Source organism: Pseudomonas sp. GD03903 (assembly GCF_029840045.1).
GTDB classification, from domain to species: Bacteria; Pseudomonadota; Gammaproteobacteria; order Pseudomonadales; family Pseudomonadaceae; genus Pseudomonas; species Pseudomonas pseudonitroreducens.
In genome coordinates, this window is the sequence record NZ_JAOCBT010000016.1 from 114,679 (window position 1) to 132,711 (window position 18,033).

Consider the following 18,033-nt stretch of genomic DNA (forward strand, 5'->3'; position numbering starts at 1 on the left):
CCCCGCATGAAGACCCGTCGCCTGGGCCCGCAAGGCCCCGTCGTTTCCGCCATCGGCCTCGGCTGCATGGGCATGTCCGACTTCTACACCACTGGCAGCGATGAAACCGAATCCATCGCCACCCTGCATCGCGCGCTGGAGTTGGGCGTCAGCCTGCTCGACAGCGCCGATATCTACGGCCCGCACACCAACGAGGAACTGCTTGGCCGCGCCCTGAAAGGCAAGCGCGAACAGGTTTTCCTCGCCACCAAGTTCGGTATCGTGCGCACCCCGGAGCAGCCACAGGTGCGCGGTGCCAACGGCCGCCCGGAGTACATCCGCCAGGCGGTGGAAGGCAGCCTGAAACGCCTGGGCACCGACCACATTGACCTCTACTATCAGCACCGGGTCGATCCCAAGGTGCCGATCGAGGAAACCATCGGCGCCATGGCCGAGCTGGTCAAGGCTGGCAAGGTGCGTTTCCTCGGCCTCAGTGAGGCCTCGGCAGAAACGCTGCAGCGCGCGCACCAGGTCCACCCGATCACCGCGCTGCAAAGTGAATACTCGCTGTGGACCCGTGACCCGGAAGAAGACGGCGTACTGGCCGCCTGCGAGCGCCTGGGCGTCGGCTTCGTTCCCTACAGCCCGCTGGGACGCGGCTTCCTGACCGGCGCGTTGAAGAGTCCGGATGACTTCGCCGAGGACGACTATCGCCGCTCCAGCCCACGCTTCACCGGCGAGAACTTCGCGAAGAACCTGCAACTGGTGGACAAGGTCGCCGAACTGGCCGCCGCCCGCGGAGTGCGTCCGTCGCAACTGGCGCTGGCCTGGGTGCTGGCCCAGGGCGAGCACCTGGTGCCGATCCCCGGCACCAAGCAGCGCAAGTACCTGGAAGAGAACATCGCCGCCGTCGACCTGACGCTGACCCGGGCCGAGCTGCTGGAACTGGACGCGATCTTCCCCGCCGGCGCGGCCGCCGGCGGGCGCTACAGCGAGCAGGTGATGGCGCTGATCCAGTAAAAGCGCTGCAACGGGGCTCCGGTGGACGCTCACAGCGGTTATGCTGGCAGCGTCTACCGGAGGCCTCATGCGATTTGTTCCCGCCGCTCTGCTCTTGCTTTCCTTCCTCCCCCTCGCCGCTCACGCCGATGAGGAATGCCAGGTAACGGCCGTGTTCAGCGGCGACCAGTTGACCTGCCAGCGTGCGGATGGCAGCGACACCACCATCCACCTGCGCGGCATCACCGCCCCGAAATTGCAGCAACCCTTCGGCCAGCGCTCCCGCGCGGCTCTGGTGCAGCTTGCCCTGGGCAAGAGCGCCACGCTCAAGCACGCCGAGCAGCAAGCCGATGGCAGCCAGCGCGCGGCGGTGTGGGTTACCCCGGCGGAGTGCCCGAACTGCGGTCATACCCTGGATATCGGTCGCGCACAGTTGAGCATCGGCCTCGCGCGCTGGCGACAGAGCGACGCGCAGACGCCCGAGGAAGTCGGCCAGTATCAGTTCGAGGAACACGAAGCCAAGGCGCGCCGCACCAATCTCTGGCGCACGCCCTGAGATCAGTTGCTCACGTAGTGCTGCAGAATGCGCCGATCCTCGCCGTCTTCCACCAGCGCCTTGAGCGTCTGCGCGTAGCGACGGACGAAGTCCTCGTCCTGGCCGCGTTTGCTGAAGGCGACTTCCGCCGACTCCGCTGACACCACCACACCGGTGGGCTCTATACGTTTAGCCAGGCCCAGTTGCTGCAGTTCGTACTGGCCGCTGTGCTCGTCGGCAATGATGCCGTCGATGCGGCCCTTGTCGACCATGTGCCAGAGGTTGCTGCGGCTGGGGTTGAAGAACACCCGTGCGGCATAGTCCGGGTCGCTCATCAATTGGCGGTAGGGTTCGCCGTAGGACACATCGATCTGCGCGCCGAGACGGAAGTCGCTGCCCGGCAGGTCGGAAAGCTGCTGCAGGCGGTCGCGCTGGGGCAGCCCGCGGCGGACGAAAAGGATGTTGCGCGAAGGCGGCAGCACGGCGCCGGAAAACCAGGCGTAGACCTCGCGCTCAGGTTTGCGGAAGGCACCGGGCAGCACGTCGAGACGCCCCAGCTCCAGCTCCTTGAGCGCCCGCGCCCAGGGTAGCTTGAGCATCCGTACGTCGCAGCCCAGGCGCTCGAGCACCTCACGGTTCAGATCGACGTAGAGGCCGCCGACGCTGCCATCGGGCAGTTGCATGCTGAAAGGCGGGTCGTCATCCCAGCGCAGGGTCTTCTCGCAGGCGGCCAGCGACTGGCCGATCAGCGCCAGGCCCAGCAGGGCCAGGCACTTCAGGCATGCACGCGCGGGAAACAGCAGGCGAAAGGCTTGCGATGGCAAGATCACGACTCACGGCTGGAGAAGACGGATGTCCGGAGTGTATTGAACCCGATACCCGCCTTGCCAGCGCTGATCTGTTTCGCACGTTGGTTCTGTTTCGCTCACTGCCACCCATAACGCCGGGCGAACCACCCCTTCACCGCCTGGGTCAACGCCATGTAGCCCAGCAGGATCGCCAGCAGCCATGGCCAATAACCCGGCGGCAGCGCTTCCAGGCGGAACGAATGCGCCAGCGGCCCCATGGGCAGGAAGATCGCTACCGCGACGATCGCCAGGGTCATGCCCAGCAGCGGCCACGCAGCGCGACTCTGCAGGAACGGAATGCGCCGGGTGCGGATCATGTGCACCACCAACAGTTGCGAGATCAGCCCCTCGACGAACCAGCCGGACTGGAACAGCGTCTGGTGCTCGGGTGAATTGGCGCCGAACACATGCCAGAGCACGAGGAAGGTAGCGATGTCGAAGATCGAGCTGATCGGCCCGAAGAACACCATGAAGCGCCCCAGCCCGCCCGGGTTCCACTGCTGCGGCTGGCGCAGCAGCTCGTCGTCGACGTGGTCGAAGGGAATGGCGATCTGCGACAGGTCGTAGAGCAGGTTCTGCACCAACAGTTGCAGCGGCAGCATCGGCAGGAAGGGAATGAAGGCGCTGGCCACCAGCACGCTGAAGACATTGCCGAAGTTGGAGCTGGCAGTCATGCGGATGTACTTGAGCATGTTGGCGAAAGTGCGCCGCCCTTCGATGACGCCTTCCTCCAGCACCATCAGGCTCTTCTCCAGGAGGATCAGGTCGGCGGCTTCCTTGGCGATGTCCACCGCCGAATCCACCGAGATACCGATATCCGCCGTGCGCAGCGCCGGGGCATCGTTGATGCCGTCGCCGAGGAAGCCGACCACGTGGCCACGCTCGCGCAGCACCCGTACCAGGCGCTCCTTGTGGCTGGGAGTGAGCTTGGCAAACAGCGTGGTGCGCTCGGCCAGCTCGCCCAGCACGGCGTCGTCCAGTTCGTCCAGTTGTGGGCCGAGCAGTACGCCCTCGACCACCAGGCCCACATCACGGCAGACCTTGAGGCTCACCCGGTCGTTGTCGCCGGTCAGCACCTTCACGGCCACGCCGTTCTGCGCCAGCGCGCGCAACGCCGGGGCGGTGGTTTCCTTGGGTGGGTCGAGGAAGGCGATGTAGCCGGCCAGGCACAGCCCGCTTTCGTCCGCCACGCCATAGACATCGCGGGTAGGCGGCAGCTCGCGGGTGGCCACGGCAACCACCCGCAGACCTTCCTGGTTGAGCCCGTCGGCCACCGCGCGGATGCTGTCCAGGCGCGCGCCGGTGAGTGGCTCGCTGCCCTCGGCGGTTTCCACCGTGTCGCAGACCGCCAGCACCTCTTCCAGCGCGCCCTTGCAGATCAGCAGGTGGTTGTCTTCACGCTCGCTGACCACGACCGACATGCGCCGGCGGGCGAAATCGAAGGGAATCTCGTCAAGCTTGCGAAAGCGGCTGTCGACCTTCAGCGCATGGCGCAACTCGACGTGTTCGAGCACGGCAACGTCGAGCAGGTTCTTCAGCCCGGTCTGATAGTGGCTGTTGAGGAAGGCCAGTTGCAGCACGCGGTCCTGCACCTGGCCGAAGGCGTCGGTGTGGCGCTCGAGGACGATGCGGTCCTGGGTCAGCGTGCCGGTCTTGTCGGTGCAGAGGATATCCATGGCGCCGAAATTCTGGATGGCGTCCAGACGCTTGACGATCACCTTGCGCCGACTGAGCACCACCGCGCCCTTGGCCAGGGTCGAGGTGACGATCATCGGGAGCATTTCCGGGGTCAGGCCGACGGCGATGGACAGCGCGAACAGTGCGGCCTCCAGCCAGTCGCCCTTGGTGAAGCCGTTGATCAGCAGAACCACCGGCGCCATCACCAGCATGAAGCGGATCAGCAGCCAGCTGACGCGGTTCACCCCGGCCTGGAAGGCGGTCGGCGTCGGGTCGCTGGCGATCACCCGCTCGGCGAGGGAGCCGAAATAGGTGCGAGTGCCGGTGCCGATCACCACTGCCTGGGCCGAGCCGCTGACCACTGTGGTGCCCATGAAACACAGGCTGTCGCGCTCCAGCGGGTTGCCCTGGCGGGCGTCGCGCAGCTGGGCGAACTTCTCCACCGGCAGGGATTCGCCGGTCAGCGCGGCCTGGCCGACGAAGAGGTCCTTGGCACTGAGCAGACGGACATCGGCCGGCACCATGTCGCCGGCCGACAGCCAGAGCACGTCACCCGCGACCAGCTCGCGGATCGGTACCTCCACTCGCAGCGCAGGACCCTCGCCTTCGGCGCTGCGGAATACCGTGGCGGTGTTGCTGACCATCGCCTTGAGTTTCTCGGCGGCGCGGTTGGAGCGTTTTTCCTGGATGAAGCGCAACAGCGTGGAAATACCCACCATGCTACCGATCACCACGGCAGCCTCGACGTCCTCGGTGAACCAGGAAATGCTCGCGAGCACAGTGAGCAGCAGGTTGAAAGGATTGCAGTAGCAGTACCACAGGTGCATCCAGGCACCAATGGGCCGGTCCTGGTCCACTTCGTTGAGCCCGTCGCGTTGGCGACGCTCCTGCGCCTGGGTCTCGCTCAGCCCTTCGCGCCGGCTTTCCAGGCGCTCCAGCACCGAGGTCGGTTCCAGCGCGGACCACTCCAGCAGCGCCGAGGCCAGCTCGCTAGGCGCCTGCTTCCCGGCGGCGGAACCACGCAGCAGGTCGCGCGCGGCCAGCCGGCGCAGTTGACGGGCCGGAAAGCCCTTGTTGATGAATTCGAGCAGGTGGGTCCTGATGAGGTCCAGGCGCATGATGACGTTCCCCTTGTGCGCACATCGTCCGGCGGCGTGGGGAGTCTGTGCCGAGTACCTTAAGGGGCCATGAAGGCTGGCACAGCGCGAACCGGCAGCGGCCTGGAAGCGCCGCCGCCGACAGTCATCAGAAGTCGCGCTTGTAGAAGATGTCCAGTGAGCTGGCCAGGCCGCTGGCGGCCTCCAGGTAGACTTTCTTGCTCAGCAGGTAGCGCAGCGCGATGGTGTTGGCTGGCTCGAACACACCCACGCCATAGCGCAGGCTGAGCTTGTCGGACAGTTGCCCGCTGGCGACCACGCTGGTGCTGTTGCCCGTGCCTTCGGTATCCAGCTGGAAGTCCTGGATGCCCAGGCGCTGGGCGACTTCGCCGGTCAGCGGCGCACTGCCGGCGAGGCCGAGCGCGAGTGCCGCCTCGCCGAGCATGTTGCTGTCCTCGCCGCTGGACATCGGGCGCCCCAGCACCAGATAGGACAGCGCCTGCTGCTGGCTCATGGCGGGCTCGGAGAACACCTCGCTGCGCGGCTGTTCGGCGTTGCCGGTCAGGCGCAGGCCGGCCACCACATCGTCGACCTTGCGGATCGCCTCGACATCAAGGAACGGCTGGTCGACGGGCCCGGCGAACAACAGGCGCGCGCGGCGAATGGTCAGCTTCTGGCCGTAGGCGCGGTAGCGACCATTGTTCAGCCGCAGCTCGCCGCGGGTGTCCATGTTGTCGCCAATGTGTATCTGGCCGGCCAGCTCGGCATTCAGGCCAAAACCGCTGAAGGTCAGCTTGTCGCTGCCGACATTGACGTCGATGTCCATGTTCAGCGCCAGGCTGCTCTTGGGCTCCGGCTTCGCGCCAACGATCACGCTGTCGTCGGAAACCTTGACCGTGGACGGTGGCAGCTGGCGAATGGTGATGGCCCCGCGCGGCACCTGCACCGCGCCGGAGATGGCGAGTCGCTCAGCGGCCATGCGCACGGCCAGGTCCGGTTCGACTTCCAGGTTGGCGTAGGGCTCGACGGTCACCGGCAGACGGTTGCCACGCAGCTTCAGGTCGACGTCCAGGCCAGTGGCCCAGGCGATGCGCCCGGACAGGCTGCCGTTGCCAGTCTTGCCCGCCTTCCAGTCGCCACTCAGGTCGACCTGCTCGCCGGCGATTCGCGCCGTGACCTGCAACTGCTCAAAGCGGGTCGGCAGGTCGCCGCCGGAGATTTCGCCGTCGTTCAGGCGCAGCTCGCCATCCACCCGCGGTGCCAGCAAGCCGCCGGAAATCTGCCCGCTGCCATTGAGATGGCCTTTCAGCGTCTCCACCATGGGCGCGAAGGGCCGCGCCACGGAGATGTCCAGCCCATTGAGGCTGAAGGTACCGCTCAGCGGTTTGGCTTTCGGCCGCGGGTCGAGCTGCACCTGGGCGTTCAGGCTGCCGAGCTTGTCGCCGAGGAACTGCAGGCTGGTATCGATGCGCCGGGGCGTCAGGCGGCTCTCCAGTTGCAGGCGCTGGTAAGGGAAGTCGACCCAGTCTTCCTGCTCCTTGATGCGCAGGGTGCCATTGTTGGCATTGACCAGGATGGCGCCGTTCGGGCCGCTGGCAGGCAGGTCGAGCTGCACGTCGCCGTCGAGCTTGCCCTTCCAGGCGAAGTCCTCGGGCAACCAGCGCGCCAGGCTGTCCAGCGGGAACTCGCGCAGGTGCATGCGCAAGCGCGGGTCGGGCATCAGTCGCTGGTCTTCCATGCACAGGCTGGCCGGGCCGGAGGCCCAGCAGTGGGCACCAAGGTTGATCCGCCCGTCCGCCAGGCGCTCCAGGCGCGCCGGCTGTTGCAGCCGCCAATCCTGGCCGCCGCTCTGGATGTCACCCTTTGCCAGTCGCCCGCGCCAGTCCTTGCCGTTCCAGTTGCCGTCCAGGCCGAGGTCGAGCACCACCGGTTTGCCCTGCAGGTTCAGGGCGAGCTGTTGGCGCTGGCGGTCGCCACTGCCGTCCAGCTTGAGCACACCAAAATCCGTGTCGCCGCTGTGCAGTCCCTGCGCGGTCAGGTTCACCCGGCCGCGCTGGGCGGCGTCCAGCGCGGCGGTCAGCTCCAGCGTGCGCAGGCCCTGCTCGGCGTAGGCGACGCGCTGGCCGTCAAGCTTGAGTTGCCCCTGCGGCGCTTGCAACGTGCCGGCCAGATCGAGCTGGCCGCTGACCTTGCCGAACAATTGTGGCCACAACTGGCCGAGGCGATTCAGGGCGATATCCAGTCGGCCGGACAGCCGCTGGTCCAGCGCAGCCTGTCCGCTGATGCGGTTGTCGCCGAGCTGCAGCGTCAGGCCATCGACCTTCCACGCCTGCCCCGCCGCCGTGGCGTTCGCCTTGAAGATGGCCGGCTGGCCACGCAGGCGCCCCTGCAGGTCGAGGTTGGCGTCGAGGTTCAGTGCCTCGCCCTTGAGTGAGCCCTTGCTGCGCAGCGGCCCGCCCAGACGTCCGGGCATCTCTTCGAGCCAGTAGGCCGGATCGAGGTCGGACAGGTCGAACGCCGCGTCCCAGGTCACCGCGTCGGCGAATCCAACCTTCAGGTGCCCTTCGGCCTTGCCCTGCCCCGCCACCAGTTTCAGCGACGGCAGGAAGACTTCCGCGAGGTTGCCCGACACCGGGCTCGCTAGCGTGAAATCGCCGGCAGGTCCCTTGAAGGCGCCGTCGAAATTGCCCAGGTAGGCCCCCTCGCTGTAGCTCACTTCAGCCTTGAAGGTGTGCACGCTCACCGGCGGTTCGTCGATGGCCGGGTACAGGCGGCGCCAGGGGAAATCGAGCCAGTCGAGCTGGGCATTGGCGGCGAAGGCGTCCTTCCAGTCGAGGCGGCCGGTCAGCGCCACGCGCTGCTCCTTGGCGGCGCTCAGGTCGAGCGCAGCGATGTCCGCACCCTCGGCATCGACGCGCCCGCGCAGGGTCAGCACCACCGGACTTTCCTCGGCGGGCAGCACGGCGGCGCCGGCCAACTGGTAGCCGTCCCTGAGATTGCCGCTGGCAGTCAGGCGCAATTGGTTCAGCGTCAGGGTATCGGGTAGCGAGGCATCAGCCTTGAAGCCGTCGGCAGTGACCAATGCGGTGGCCGGCAGGTTCTCTGCCAGCGGTTGCAGGTCGCCTTCCAGGCGGCCGTTCAGGTAACCGCTGCTCTGCGCCTGCAATTTCAGGTGGTTCATCAGCTCGCCCGTTGCCTGCAGTTGCAGGGTCCAGGGTTTGTCGCCCGGCGCCGGCAGGCCGAGAGTCCCTTCGGCTTCCAGCGGCCAGCCCTGCGTGGGTTTCAGCAGGCCTTTGAGCGACAGATCCAGGCCGTCGCGGGCAAGCGTCAGCGAGTCGATGTGCAAGCCTTCATGATCCCAATGCGCGGCCAGCTCGGCGTCGCGCAGTTGCTCCTGGCCATCGAGCAGGAAGCGGCCGATACGGATGTCTCCCAGCTCCAGCGACAGCGGCAGGCTCAGGTCCGGCAGCTCGATCGGGCCGGAGGACTCGCTCGGCTCGCTGGGTGGCAGAGTCAGCAGCACTTCGTTGGCCACGACCTTGTTCAGACACAAGGTCATGCGCAGCAGGCAGGCCGGCGACCAGTCGATCTGTGGCTGATCGAGCACCAGATGCGTTGCACCATCGCTCCATTCCAGACGCTTGGCACTGAAACCGCCGGCCAGGCGACCGTCGAATCCATCCACGTTCAGGCCCGGAACCCAGCTCAGCACTGCACGGCTACCTGCTGGAGTGCCGAGCAACGCAGCCACGGCGATAACCAGCAGCAGGATCAGCCCGAGCAGGCCGCCCAGGCTCCAGCGCAGCACGCGCATCCAGCCGGCGCGGCTCACAGTTCAGGCCCCATGGAAAAGTGCAGGCGGATGCCGCCGTCCTCGTCCAGGCCATCGGCCAGGTCCAGGCGCAACGGGCCGACCGGGGAAATCCAGCGAATGCCGATGCCAACGCCGGTCTTGATCGAGGGGAAGTCCAACGAGTTGAACGAGTTGCCCTGGTCGACGAAGGCTGCGATGCGCCAGCGCTCAGCGATGGGGTACTGGTACTCGACGCTGCCGGCGACCATGTAGCGGCCACCGATGCGATCACCGTCGGAGTTCTTCGGCGACAGCGTCTGGTAGTCGTAGCCACGTACGCTCTGGTCGCCGCCGGCGAAGAAGCGCAGCGACGGCGGAATCGCGCTGTAGTCGTTGGTGGCGATGCCGCCAACCTGAATGCGTCCGAGCAAGCGCTGCCCTCCCCAGAAACTGGTCACGCCCTTGGCCATGGCGTTGATGTGCGCCACGTCGGCGTCCGCCAACAGCCCCTCCTTGGCGCCCTTCACTTCGAACTGCAGACGGTAGCCCTTGCCGGGGTCGATCTTGTTGTCAGCCTCGAGGATCGAGTAGCCAATACCCGGCATCAGGAAACTGCTCAGGCCCGAATCATCGCCCAGCTTGTACTCCTCGCGCTGCCAGTTCAGCGAGACGACCCGCTGCCAGCCGCTGTCGAGCTTGTGGTGCCATTCGCCACCGAGGGTCAGCAACTTGCTTTCGGTGTCCACCAGGTCTTCGTACTGGTAGCCGCTGGTGAAGCGCAGCTTGTCGGTGAGCGGAGGGTCCAGGGGGATTTCGTACCAGGCGCCGACGTTCTGCCGGGGAGCGGAAACTTCGGCTTCGAAGCCCAGGCTATGGCCCTGCGGATTGACCCAGTGGCGGGTCCAGGTGGCCCGTGCACGCGGCCCGACGTCGGTCGAGAAGCCCAGGCCGAGGCCCATGGTGCGTGGCTTTCGCGCTTCCAGGTGGACGTGCACCGGGACCACCTCGCCATCGGCATTGGTCGGCGCGGCATCGACTCGCACACCATCGAAGTAGCCGCTGGACTGCAAGGCCTGATTGAGGTCGGCGATCTGCTCGGAATCGTAGTCGGCGCCCTCCTTGAACGGCACCATGCGTTGCAGCAGGTCCTCGTCGAAGGGGAAATCGCCAGCGAAATCGACCTTGCCCAGGCGGTAACGCGGCCCACTGGCATACACCAGTTCGATGTCCGCCACGCCGGCCTCAGGGTCGATGCGCAACTGCTGCTGGGTGAACTGGCCACGGAAGAAGCCGAAGCGCGAGGCCTGGTTCTGGATCAACCGCTTGGCGTCCTCGTAGGCGCCGTGATTGAGCTGCGCCCCAGGCTTCAGGGAATCCCCGCCGGGAACGCGGAAGCTCTTGAGACTGGCGGCCGGGCCCTCGACCCGCACCGTCACATTGCGCAGGTGAATCGGCTCGCCCGGCCGGACATTGATCCGCAGGGTCGGCACCTTGTCAGCGGTCACCCGGCCACGGATACGCGCCTGGTAGTAACCCAAAGCCTGGGCGGCCTTCTGCGCCTGCTCCACGGCGTTGCGCCGGAATCTCAGCAGGGCCGCCTGATCACGCTCGCCAAGGCTGCCCACATAGGCCTCGATGTTGGCCTTGAGCGCAGCGTTGGCGGGGGTGATACGAACGTCGAGATGGGCTTCGGCCGCCAGGACCCTCTGCAAGCAGAAGGCCATTACCAGCAGCAGCCCAAGCAATCCTTGGACAACTCTCATGGCGCGAAATGCTAGCACGGGTTTTCCCCGTATTGCCTTCCTTCAAGCCGTAGGAAGCATCTGAGGGTTCACCTCGCCGACTATCCCGCAGACACTTTCACCGCCTCACGCCGATGGGTGGGATGGAACAGCACATGCTCACGAATAGGCCCCAGCGCCACCTCCCCCAGCTCTTCGTAACCGTGCCGTCGGTAGAACTCCAGGTAGCGTGCGTTGCCCGTGTCCAGCACCAACCCCTGAGAGCCGCCATCCTCGGCGCACCATGCGTGCAGTGCATCGAGCAACTGCTCGCCGAGGTGCTTGCCCTGGAACTCCGGATGCACGCCGATCAATGGGAGGATGTGATACGGCCCAGGAGGCAGGCAACCGAGCACCGCGGCGTGATAGTCGAGGTAGCGTCGGGTGCACCCCAGGCCCGTGGTCAGCAGCATGCGCATACGCCAGAACCAGCTCTCGGTGACATCCAGACGACGTTGCGGCGGCACCACCAGCGCCACGCCCACCAGGCGATCCTCGATCAACAGGCCGATGGCTGGCAGCTCCTCGAGAAAGTGCTGGTTGACCAGCTCGCGGACAGTCGCGCGCACGCGCTGGTCGAACCCGGCGCGGTCGGATTCGAACAGGTAGGCAAATGTGGGTTCATGGCGGTAGGCGTGATAAAGCAGCGAGCGGACTTCACGACTGTAGTTGCCGTCGAGCAGACGGACTTCGGCGAGGGTATCAGGCATGCGGACGCCTCTTCGTGTGAGTTCTTCTTATGCTTGTGGGTCCAGCCACGAAACCCTAGCAGCGCCTCGCCGGGGTCGCCAGGATCGGCCGACCTGGGCTAGCATCGTGCTTTTGCCAGGGCGCCCAGGATGAAAATCGTCTCCTTCAATATCAACGGTTTGCGCGCACGTCCCCATCAGCTCCAGGCGATCATCGAGCGCCACCAGCCGGACGTGATCGGCCTGCAGGAAACCAAGGTCGCCGACGAACAGTTCCCCCGCGAGGAAATCGAAGCCCTCGGCTACCACGTGCACTATCACGGGCAGAAGGGCCACTACGGCGTCGCCCTGCTCTCCCGCCAGGAGCCGCTGGAACTGCAGCGCGGCTTCCCCAATGACGACGAGGACTCACAGCGCCGTTTCATCTGGGGCACCTTCAAGGATGCCGAAGGGCAACTGATTACCGTGATGAACGGCTACTTCCCGCAGGGCGAGAGCCGTGACCATCCGCTGAAGTTCCCGGCCAAGCAGCGCTTCTACGCCGACTTGCAGGACCTGCTGGAAACCCGTTTCCAGCCTGACCAGCCGCTGGTGGTGATGGGCGACATCAATATCTCGCCGGAAGACTGCGACATCGGCATCGGCGAGGAGAACCGCAAGCGCTGGCTGAAGACCGGCAAGTGCAGCTTCCTGCCGGAAGAGCGCGAATGGCTGGCGCGCCTCAAGGGCTGGGGCCTGGTGGACAGCTTCCGCCTGCAGAACCCAAGCGTGGACGATCGTTTCAGCTGGTTCGACTACCGCAGCCGTGGCTTCGAGGACACGCCCAAGCGTGGCCTGCGCATCGACGTCATCCTCGCCTCCGAAGCGCTGCGCGGGCGCATCGCCGATACCGGCGTGGACTACGACATCCGTGGCATGGAAAAACCCTCGGACCACGCACCGATCTGGTTGCAGCTCAAGTAACCCGCTCGAATGAAAAAGCCCGGCCAATGCCGGGCTTTTTCATTGCTGCCGAGGCCGGCGAACCACCTCTTGAGTGATTCGGTCTCAGGCGTCTTCGCTGGTTGTGACCGACTTGCTGATTGCACTGTAGGTCGTGTTGAATCGTACAGTCTCGTTGAAGCCCTTGACGATCACACCGAAGCGCTCCTTGGCATCGAGCAATTGCTTGAAGCGATCGGCCAGTTCAGTTCCCTGCCGCTGCAGGCCGGCTTCGCGGTCATCCAGCTCCTGGATGCGGGCGCGCATCTGGTTCAGCTGGCGCTCAATCCCCTGCTGCTCCTGATTCAGGACCTCGGCGCGCTTGCTGGTGGCTCGGTCGCGGCTATCAACGGTTTCCGCAAGCGCTTGCAGAGCACTGCTGCGCTCGGCGAGTACGGCAGAGTTCTGCTCGGCAACGCGCTCGATATCATACTTCTCTTCCTGCAGGCGCTGCTCCATCTGGGCCAGGCGATCTTCCCGCTCAGCCAACTGACGCTCGCGTTCGATGGTGGCCTGGCGACGCTCGTCGAGCGCCTCGCGCATCTTCACGACTTCCATCTTCTGTTGAGACAGGCCGTGAGCCATGCCTGCCAGAGAGTCGAGGGTGGACTGTACGTCGTGCAGTACGCCATCGGTCTCCATGACGGAAGACTGGAACGCAGGTTCCGCCGACGCCCGCGCAAGCGAGGCACTGGAGCTGGCTTTTTCCTGCTGGAGTTGGTCTGAAGCGTTCATGGTGGAGGGTTCCTCGTAGGAAGAGTGGGAAACTGGCGGAAGCGATTGGCTGAAGATTGAAGCGGCTGTGGTGTCAGCCGGGACGGTTCGAGAGGGGCCATACCTGCCGCTCGCTGGCTGAGGCGCCGCGGGAGCTATCGTCGGGTCTGGCGATGAAACCTTCAGACCGGGCTCTGCAACACCACCGTGGTCGGACTGTTCGGAGCCGGAGCCCAGGTCCGAGCACGCCGACGCGAGTTCGATCAGGTCTCTTTCGAGCAATTCGAATGCTTCGAGAACTGGCGCCCCTGTTACCGGTACATCACCGACAGGCTCCGTTGCTGCAAGCACTGCCATCGAATCGTCCTGCCCAGCATGCGGCGGATTGCCGACTTCACCCGCAGCAGCCACTTGGCTAGTGCTCTGCGCAGCGCTGGCCTTCGTATTGATCGGGATGTACCCCGTTGACAAATGGGGGCGTGAAGCGCCCTTGGCACGAAGAGACACAGCGTTCGCCAGACGAGACAGTGGAGTCTTGCGCTCGGTTCCTCGATCGGATGAAGAGGACATGTCTGTCTGTTCGGACGGTTCGGATGCACTCGCGGCAAGTGCTTCGTGATCCTCTTGTCCTTCGAACTGCTTCGTATCTGATGTCATGAAACGTCCTGCCCTGAGGATGATCGACCTCACTCCAACCCCCCGCACGGTTCGACATATCGAAGTGCGCCAATGGTCGGGTGTTCGGGTTGTCCTGCTGCTGCATGGGTTCGCTGGTGCAGAGCAGGTTGCAGAACGAATTCTTACAGGGCGGCACTCACGTGAATGTCAGTAAATTCCGGCGCAATCGAAGGAAAACTATGCAAGCCGCTCTGAATTCTGCCGGCAGGCCAACGGACAACTTCAGCTATCCGCAACGGAGCTGAGCATGGCGAGGGTGCCAGCCTGGAGAAAGGGGTGCCCGCCCCTACAGCAATCCGATTTCTTCGCTGATGCGGAACAGATCGTCCAGCGAATTGGCGTCCAGCTTGCGCATCAACTGACGCTTGTGCTGCCCGACGCTCGCCCCCGACAACGACAGGTGCTCCGCCAATAACGCTACCGAGCATCCGCGGCGCAACCCGTGCAGTACGGCGATCAGGTGCGTTGGGAAAACCAGAGCGGACTTCACCCTGGGGTCCTCGTCAACCAGCACTTGCCGGTGCTCGGGAAATATCGTGCCGCCCGCCAGGACGGCATCCACGGCGCGCCCGATCAGGTTCGGACGATCATCCATCAGCAGAAAGCCTGAAACCCCGCTGCGAATGGCATGCTGGATATTCAGCGACGTACCCAGGCTGGAGCAGACCAGCACAGGAGTAGAGGATTTCAATTGACCGCCACGCCGAAGCATTGCCACGAGCTCCAGCCCATGGATATCCGGTAGCTCGAGCGTAACCAGCAATAGATCGCAATCGCTTACGCTCAAATTGCTCAGCGCCTGCCGGGCGAACTTGAAGTGCAGGTCGCACTGATGGCCGCCAGCGTGCAGGAATCGACGCAAGGTGACGAAATCACGTCGGGAAGGGTCGACGAGTACGATACGGGCCATGTTACTCCCTGTTGCAAAGGCCTCGCTGTTACTGTTTGCGGGCTGGATCGTCCGCCGTGAATCAACGTGACATCGCCCGTCAGCCAATCGCTCGGTGTTTCCGCGACAGCTTGCAGTGGCGACGAATGGAGCCGGGCGGAATGACATCGCCGGACAACTCCATGTCTCGGCAATGTCTCCTGCGCCAGCTCCTGCCCCGGAGGATAAGGTCGGCCGATTCGTCTCGCGACTTATCGGCCACCGAACTCACTCGGTTACAGACTTGGAAATGGCGGACAAGGTGCTGTTGAACTGCACGGTTTCGTTGAAACTCTTCACGATGGTGCTGAACTTGTCCTTGGCGCTCTGCAGGTTCTTGAGGCGTACCGCCAACTCCTCGGTCTTGCGCTTGAGAGCACTTTCACGCTCGTCCAGTTCGAAGGCGCGACTACGCAGGGCGCCGAGTTGCTCGTCGATACGCTGCTGCTCGAGCTGGACGGACTCGGCGCGCTTGACCGTGGTCTTGTCACGCAGGTCAACGGTCTGCGCCAGCTCCTTGAGTGCTTCGCTACGCTCCGCCAGCAGGCGATTGTTCTCGGCGGCCATGCGATCGAGGTTGGTCTTGGCCTGTTTGAGATGATTCTCCAATTGCAACAGGCGCTCTTCCTTGTCGCCGGCAAGACGCTCGCGCTCCTGCAGTTGGATGTTCCATTCCTCCAACTCTTCCTGCAGCCGGCCTGCCGCCTGCTTCTGGTGAGTCAGGCCCTGGGCCATCCCGGCAAGCGAATTGAGGGTGTTCTGGACATCGGACAGAACATCGTCGGGGTCCGCCTCGAGCTGGGGAACGCTCAGCGCAGCTGCAACCTCCTGCAACTCCATCGAGGTAATTGGAATGGCGCTGCCCTTCATATCGGCCTGAGGTACCACGGTGTCTTGCATTTCGGTCATTTCAGATTCCTTCTGGATCAATATTCCCTGAAGCGCCGCCGCCTCAGGGTTGCTGTCGCCTGCCCGCTGAGCGGCAACCGCGTTCGCTGCGGAAGACACTTTCGCCTCATCCAACGTCGTAACCAGGACTTCCTCGCGGGACAAGTCATGACCGGTAGCAGCCAGTACCGCCAACGTATCTGCCAAGCCGGAAATCATGGGTTCGAAGAATTCATCGGTTTCACAATCGGCACTGGAAATTCCGCTCGGAGCCAGCTCAACCTCCAAGGGTTCGAACACCGTCAGCTCTGGCTGCTGGATTGGCTCTACCGGCTCCCATTGCATATCGGTCTCTGGCACACCGCTCGCCTGCGGTTCAGCGCCTTCCGTCGAGGCGGGCACGAAATTCTCCACCGTCGATAGAACCGACTGCTCGGCAGCCTCCTGTTCCTCTGGCTGCGGCTGCGCAACGACATTCAGCGCTTGCGCCTGCTCCAGCTCGGATGGCTCCACAACCTCCGGGACAAACAGCTCGACAATCTCGACCACTGGCGGGGTGGCCTGAGCAGCGACCTCCAGGGATTCCAGCGGCTCCGGCTCGACAGGCTCCAGGATTTCCGGGGCGCTTTGTTCGGCAAAAGCCTCCAGCTCTTTTAACGCAACGGCCAGCAGGGGTTGCACCGGCTCCGGGGCAGGCTGCTCCATTGCCTCCGCAATGAAAGGCTCGACAACGTCGAGTGCTGGCGGCGCCGTTTGTGCAGCGACTGCCGGCGATTCCAGCTGTTCCGGTTCGGCACGCTCTACAACTTCCGCGACGCTTTGTTCGATATGGTCCGGAACTTCTGGCATCTCCAACGCAGTGTCTACCGTCGCTTCCACCGGCTCCTGTTCGGGGGGCTCGACTGCCTCCGGAGCAAATGGCTCGACGATATCGAGTGCTGGCAGGACTGCTTGAGCAGCGACTTCCAGGGACTCCGGTAGCGCCGGCTCCCCAGGCTCCGCGACTTCCGGGGCGCTTTGTTCGACAGGAGCCAGAACTTCATGCTCCTCCAATGCATTGGCTATTGGCGCTTGCACCTGCTCCGGTTCGGATGGCTCTGCTGCATCAGGAACAAACGGCCCGAAAATCTCGAGCGATGGATGGGCCGCGTGCGCAGCGACTTCCTGGGACTCCGGTAGCGCCGGCTGCACAGACTCCACAACTTCCGGGGCGCTTTGCTCGACAGGAGCCAGAACTTCATGCTCTTCCAATGCATTGGCTATTGGCGCTTGCACCTGCTCCGGTTCGGATGGCTCTGCTGCCTCCGGAACAAACGGCCCGAAAACCTCAAGCGATGGATGGGCCGTTTGCGCAGCGACTTCCAGAGGCTCCGTCAGTTCCGGCTCGACTTGCTTTTCGATTTCCGGAACGCTTTGTTCGACAGAGCCGAGAGCTTCCGCCTCCGTCAGCACAATGGCCACCGGGGCTTCCGCCTGCTCCTCTGCAGGTGGCTCAACCACATCCGGAATGAAAGGCTCGACAGCCTCGAGCAATGGCGAGGCTTCCTGTGCATCAGCTTGCAATGCTCTCGCCGGCTCCTGCTCCGACTCGGCAGACACCGACGCTGCCGCCCCAGCCGCAGCGGGTAATTCCAGGAACTCCACTTCCTGCAGATTGAACGAGATTTCCTCCTCCGCCGCAGGCAGCTCGATCAGCCCTGTAGCTGCCGCTTCGCTCACGGCCACGAGCGTCGAAGCATCTGCTGCAGGCGGCTGAGCAGGAATGGAGTCCGTCAGCGCAGGGCCATGTTCAGGCTCAGCCTGCACTGCAGGCGACCCAACAGCCCCGCTCGATCTCGGCTCGTCCACCGTTGGAGTGGCGCCATTCGCCTCCGCGGCCACACGCAGACCGAGAAAGTCCTCATCAACGGAATCCAGCGCGACGGACTCTTCTGCGCCTACCGCCGGCGTATCGTCATCGTGGCGCCCTGCGGCGGCTCCGAGTGGCTCCGGATCTTGCACAGCAGGTGTTTCCCGGACCTCAGCTGCTGCGTCCTCTTCGCCGCTTCGAGACTTGCTCATCCGCGCGAGCTGGGCGAAGTCCAGGATCATGTCCGTGGACAGTTCGAGTCCAAGATCGACGATATCTCTGGGAGCCTCGTCGTCATCTCCGAACGGGACCGAAAGCCGCAAAGGCTTTGGACGGCGCGCCAGCATCCCTGCCTGGGATAGCAGGTTCAGCCATGACCGCAGCGACGCCATTGGCAGTTCGATTTTCCGGAACGTCATGCCCCGAGGCGTCGGCAGGCTCAGTGATCGCCTGCGCCATGGACGCCCCCAGCTGGGTGCCATGGCATTGTGGACGGCGAGCGGGATCAGCTTGACGCGATGCTCGGCGCCGGCCTCGGCTGGCCTGGAGGCGCTGTGGAGTGAACTCATGGTTATCTTCCGGCGGGTGCAGTTCGAA

11 protein-coding genes are annotated in these 18,033 nt (G+C 64.4%); 3 read left to right on the plus strand and 8 right to left on the minus strand.

All coding sequences use genetic code 11. From position 1 onward, the window contains the following. The first annotated feature begins 6 nt into the window (after nucleotides 1–6). Together N5C91_RS22650 and N5C91_RS22655 are read left to right on the plus strand one after the other, a co-directional pair. Nucleotides 7–999, plus strand: coding sequence for an aldo/keto reductase (locus tag N5C91_RS22650; RefSeq protein ID WP_279832118.1), 993 nt, complete (start codon nucleotides 7–9; stop codon nucleotides 997–999). A gap of 67 nt (nucleotides 1,000–1,066) precedes the next feature. Then, complete coding sequence (locus N5C91_RS22655; RefSeq protein WP_279832120.1) at nucleotides 1,067–1,534, plus strand: thermonuclease family protein; 468 nt, start codon at nucleotides 1,067–1,069, stop codon at nucleotides 1,532–1,534. A 2-nt stretch (nucleotides 1,535–1,536) separates the two neighbouring features. Here N5C91_RS22655 and N5C91_RS22660 read toward each other — a convergent pair whose 3' ends face one another. From N5C91_RS22660 to N5C91_RS22680, 5 genes are all read right to left on the minus strand, one after another. Next, nucleotides 1,537–2,343, minus strand: coding sequence for a transporter substrate-binding domain-containing protein (locus N5C91_RS22660; protein ID WP_236174618.1), 807 nt, complete (start codon nucleotides 2,341–2,343; stop codon nucleotides 1,537–1,539). 95 nt (nucleotides 2,344–2,438) lie between these two features. Next, nucleotides 2,439–5,156, minus strand: a complete 2,718-nt coding sequence (gene mgtA, locus N5C91_RS22665) for a magnesium-translocating P-type ATPase (protein WP_279832123.1) — start codon at nucleotides 5,154–5,156, stop codon at nucleotides 2,439–2,441. Between the two features lie 127 nt (nucleotides 5,157–5,283). Next, nucleotides 5,284–8,949 carry a translocation/assembly module TamB gene (locus N5C91_RS22670; protein WP_279832155.1) on the minus strand — a complete coding sequence of 1,222 codons (3,666 nt, stop codon included), beginning with the start codon at nucleotides 8,947–8,949 and terminating at the stop codon, nucleotides 5,284–5,286. A gap of 14 nt (nucleotides 8,950–8,963) precedes the next feature. After that, entirely contained in the window at nucleotides 8,964–10,652 is a 1,689-nt protein-coding gene (locus N5C91_RS22675; protein WP_236200003.1) for an autotransporter assembly complex family protein, read from the minus strand. A 119-nt stretch (nucleotides 10,653–10,771) separates the two neighbouring features. Further along, on the minus strand, nucleotides 10,772–11,419 hold the full coding sequence (locus tag N5C91_RS22680) for a GNAT family N-acetyltransferase (RefSeq protein ID WP_236174616.1): 648 nt from the start codon (nucleotides 11,417–11,419) through the stop codon (nucleotides 10,772–10,774). Between the two features lie 129 nt (nucleotides 11,420–11,548). On the opposite strand from N5C91_RS22680, the gene xthA reads away from it, so the two are divergent. Next, entirely contained in the window at nucleotides 11,549–12,361 is an 813-nt protein-coding gene (xthA, locus tag N5C91_RS22685; protein ID WP_236174615.1) for an exodeoxyribonuclease III, read from the plus strand. 84 nt (nucleotides 12,362–12,445) lie between these two features. Here xthA and N5C91_RS22690 read toward each other — a convergent pair whose 3' ends face one another. The 3 genes from N5C91_RS22690 to N5C91_RS22700 form a co-directional block, all read right to left on the minus strand. Next, nucleotides 12,446–13,750 (minus strand): hypothetical protein, encoded by a 1,305-nt coding sequence (locus N5C91_RS22690; protein WP_279832128.1) that lies wholly within the window; start codon nucleotides 13,748–13,750, stop codon nucleotides 12,446–12,448. Nucleotides 13,751–14,057: 307 nt separating this feature from the next. Next, entirely contained in the window at nucleotides 14,058–14,681 is a 624-nt protein-coding gene (locus tag N5C91_RS22695) for a response regulator transcription factor (RefSeq protein WP_279832129.1), read from the minus strand. Between the two features lie 246 nt (nucleotides 14,682–14,927). Next, a complete protein-coding gene (locus tag N5C91_RS22700) occupies nucleotides 14,928–18,005 on the minus strand; it encodes a hypothetical protein (protein WP_279832131.1) in 3,078 nt (1,025 codons plus the stop codon). Nucleotides 18,006–18,033: the final 28 nt, after the last annotated feature.

Coding starts and splice junctions, on each gene's coding strand:
- N5C91_RS22700 (WP_279832131.1), bottom strand. CDS start 18,005: ATGAGTTCACTCCACAGCGCCTCCAGGCCAGCCGAGGCCGGCGCCGAG.
- xthA (WP_236174615.1), top strand. CDS start 11,549: ATGAAAATCGTCTCCTTCAATATCAACGGTTTGCGCGCACGTCCCCAT.
- N5C91_RS22650 (WP_279832118.1), top strand. CDS start 7: ATGAAGACCCGTCGCCTGGGCCCGCAAGGCCCCGTCGTTTCCGCCATC.
- N5C91_RS22690 (WP_279832128.1), bottom strand. CDS start 13,750: ATGACATCAGATACGAAGCAGTTCGAAGGACAAGAGGATCACGAAGCA.
- N5C91_RS22655 (WP_279832120.1), top strand. CDS start 1,067: ATGCGATTTGTTCCCGCCGCTCTGCTCTTGCTTTCCTTCCTCCCCCTC.
- N5C91_RS22675 (WP_236200003.1), bottom strand. CDS start 10,652: ATGGCCTTCTGCTTGCAGAGGGTCCTGGCGGCCGAAGCCCATCTCGAC.
- N5C91_RS22680 (WP_236174616.1), bottom strand. CDS start 11,419: ATGCCTGATACCCTCGCCGAAGTCCGTCTGCTCGACGGCAACTACAGT.
- N5C91_RS22670 (WP_279832155.1), bottom strand. CDS start 8,949: ATGCGCGTGCTGCGCTGGAGCCTGGGCGGCCTGCTCGGGCTGATCCTG.
- mgtA (WP_279832123.1), bottom strand. CDS start 5,156: ATGCGCCTGGACCTCATCAGGACCCACCTGCTCGAATTCATCAACAAG.
- N5C91_RS22695 (WP_279832129.1), bottom strand. CDS start 14,681: ATGGCCCGTATCGTACTCGTCGACCCTTCCCGACGTGATTTCGTCACC.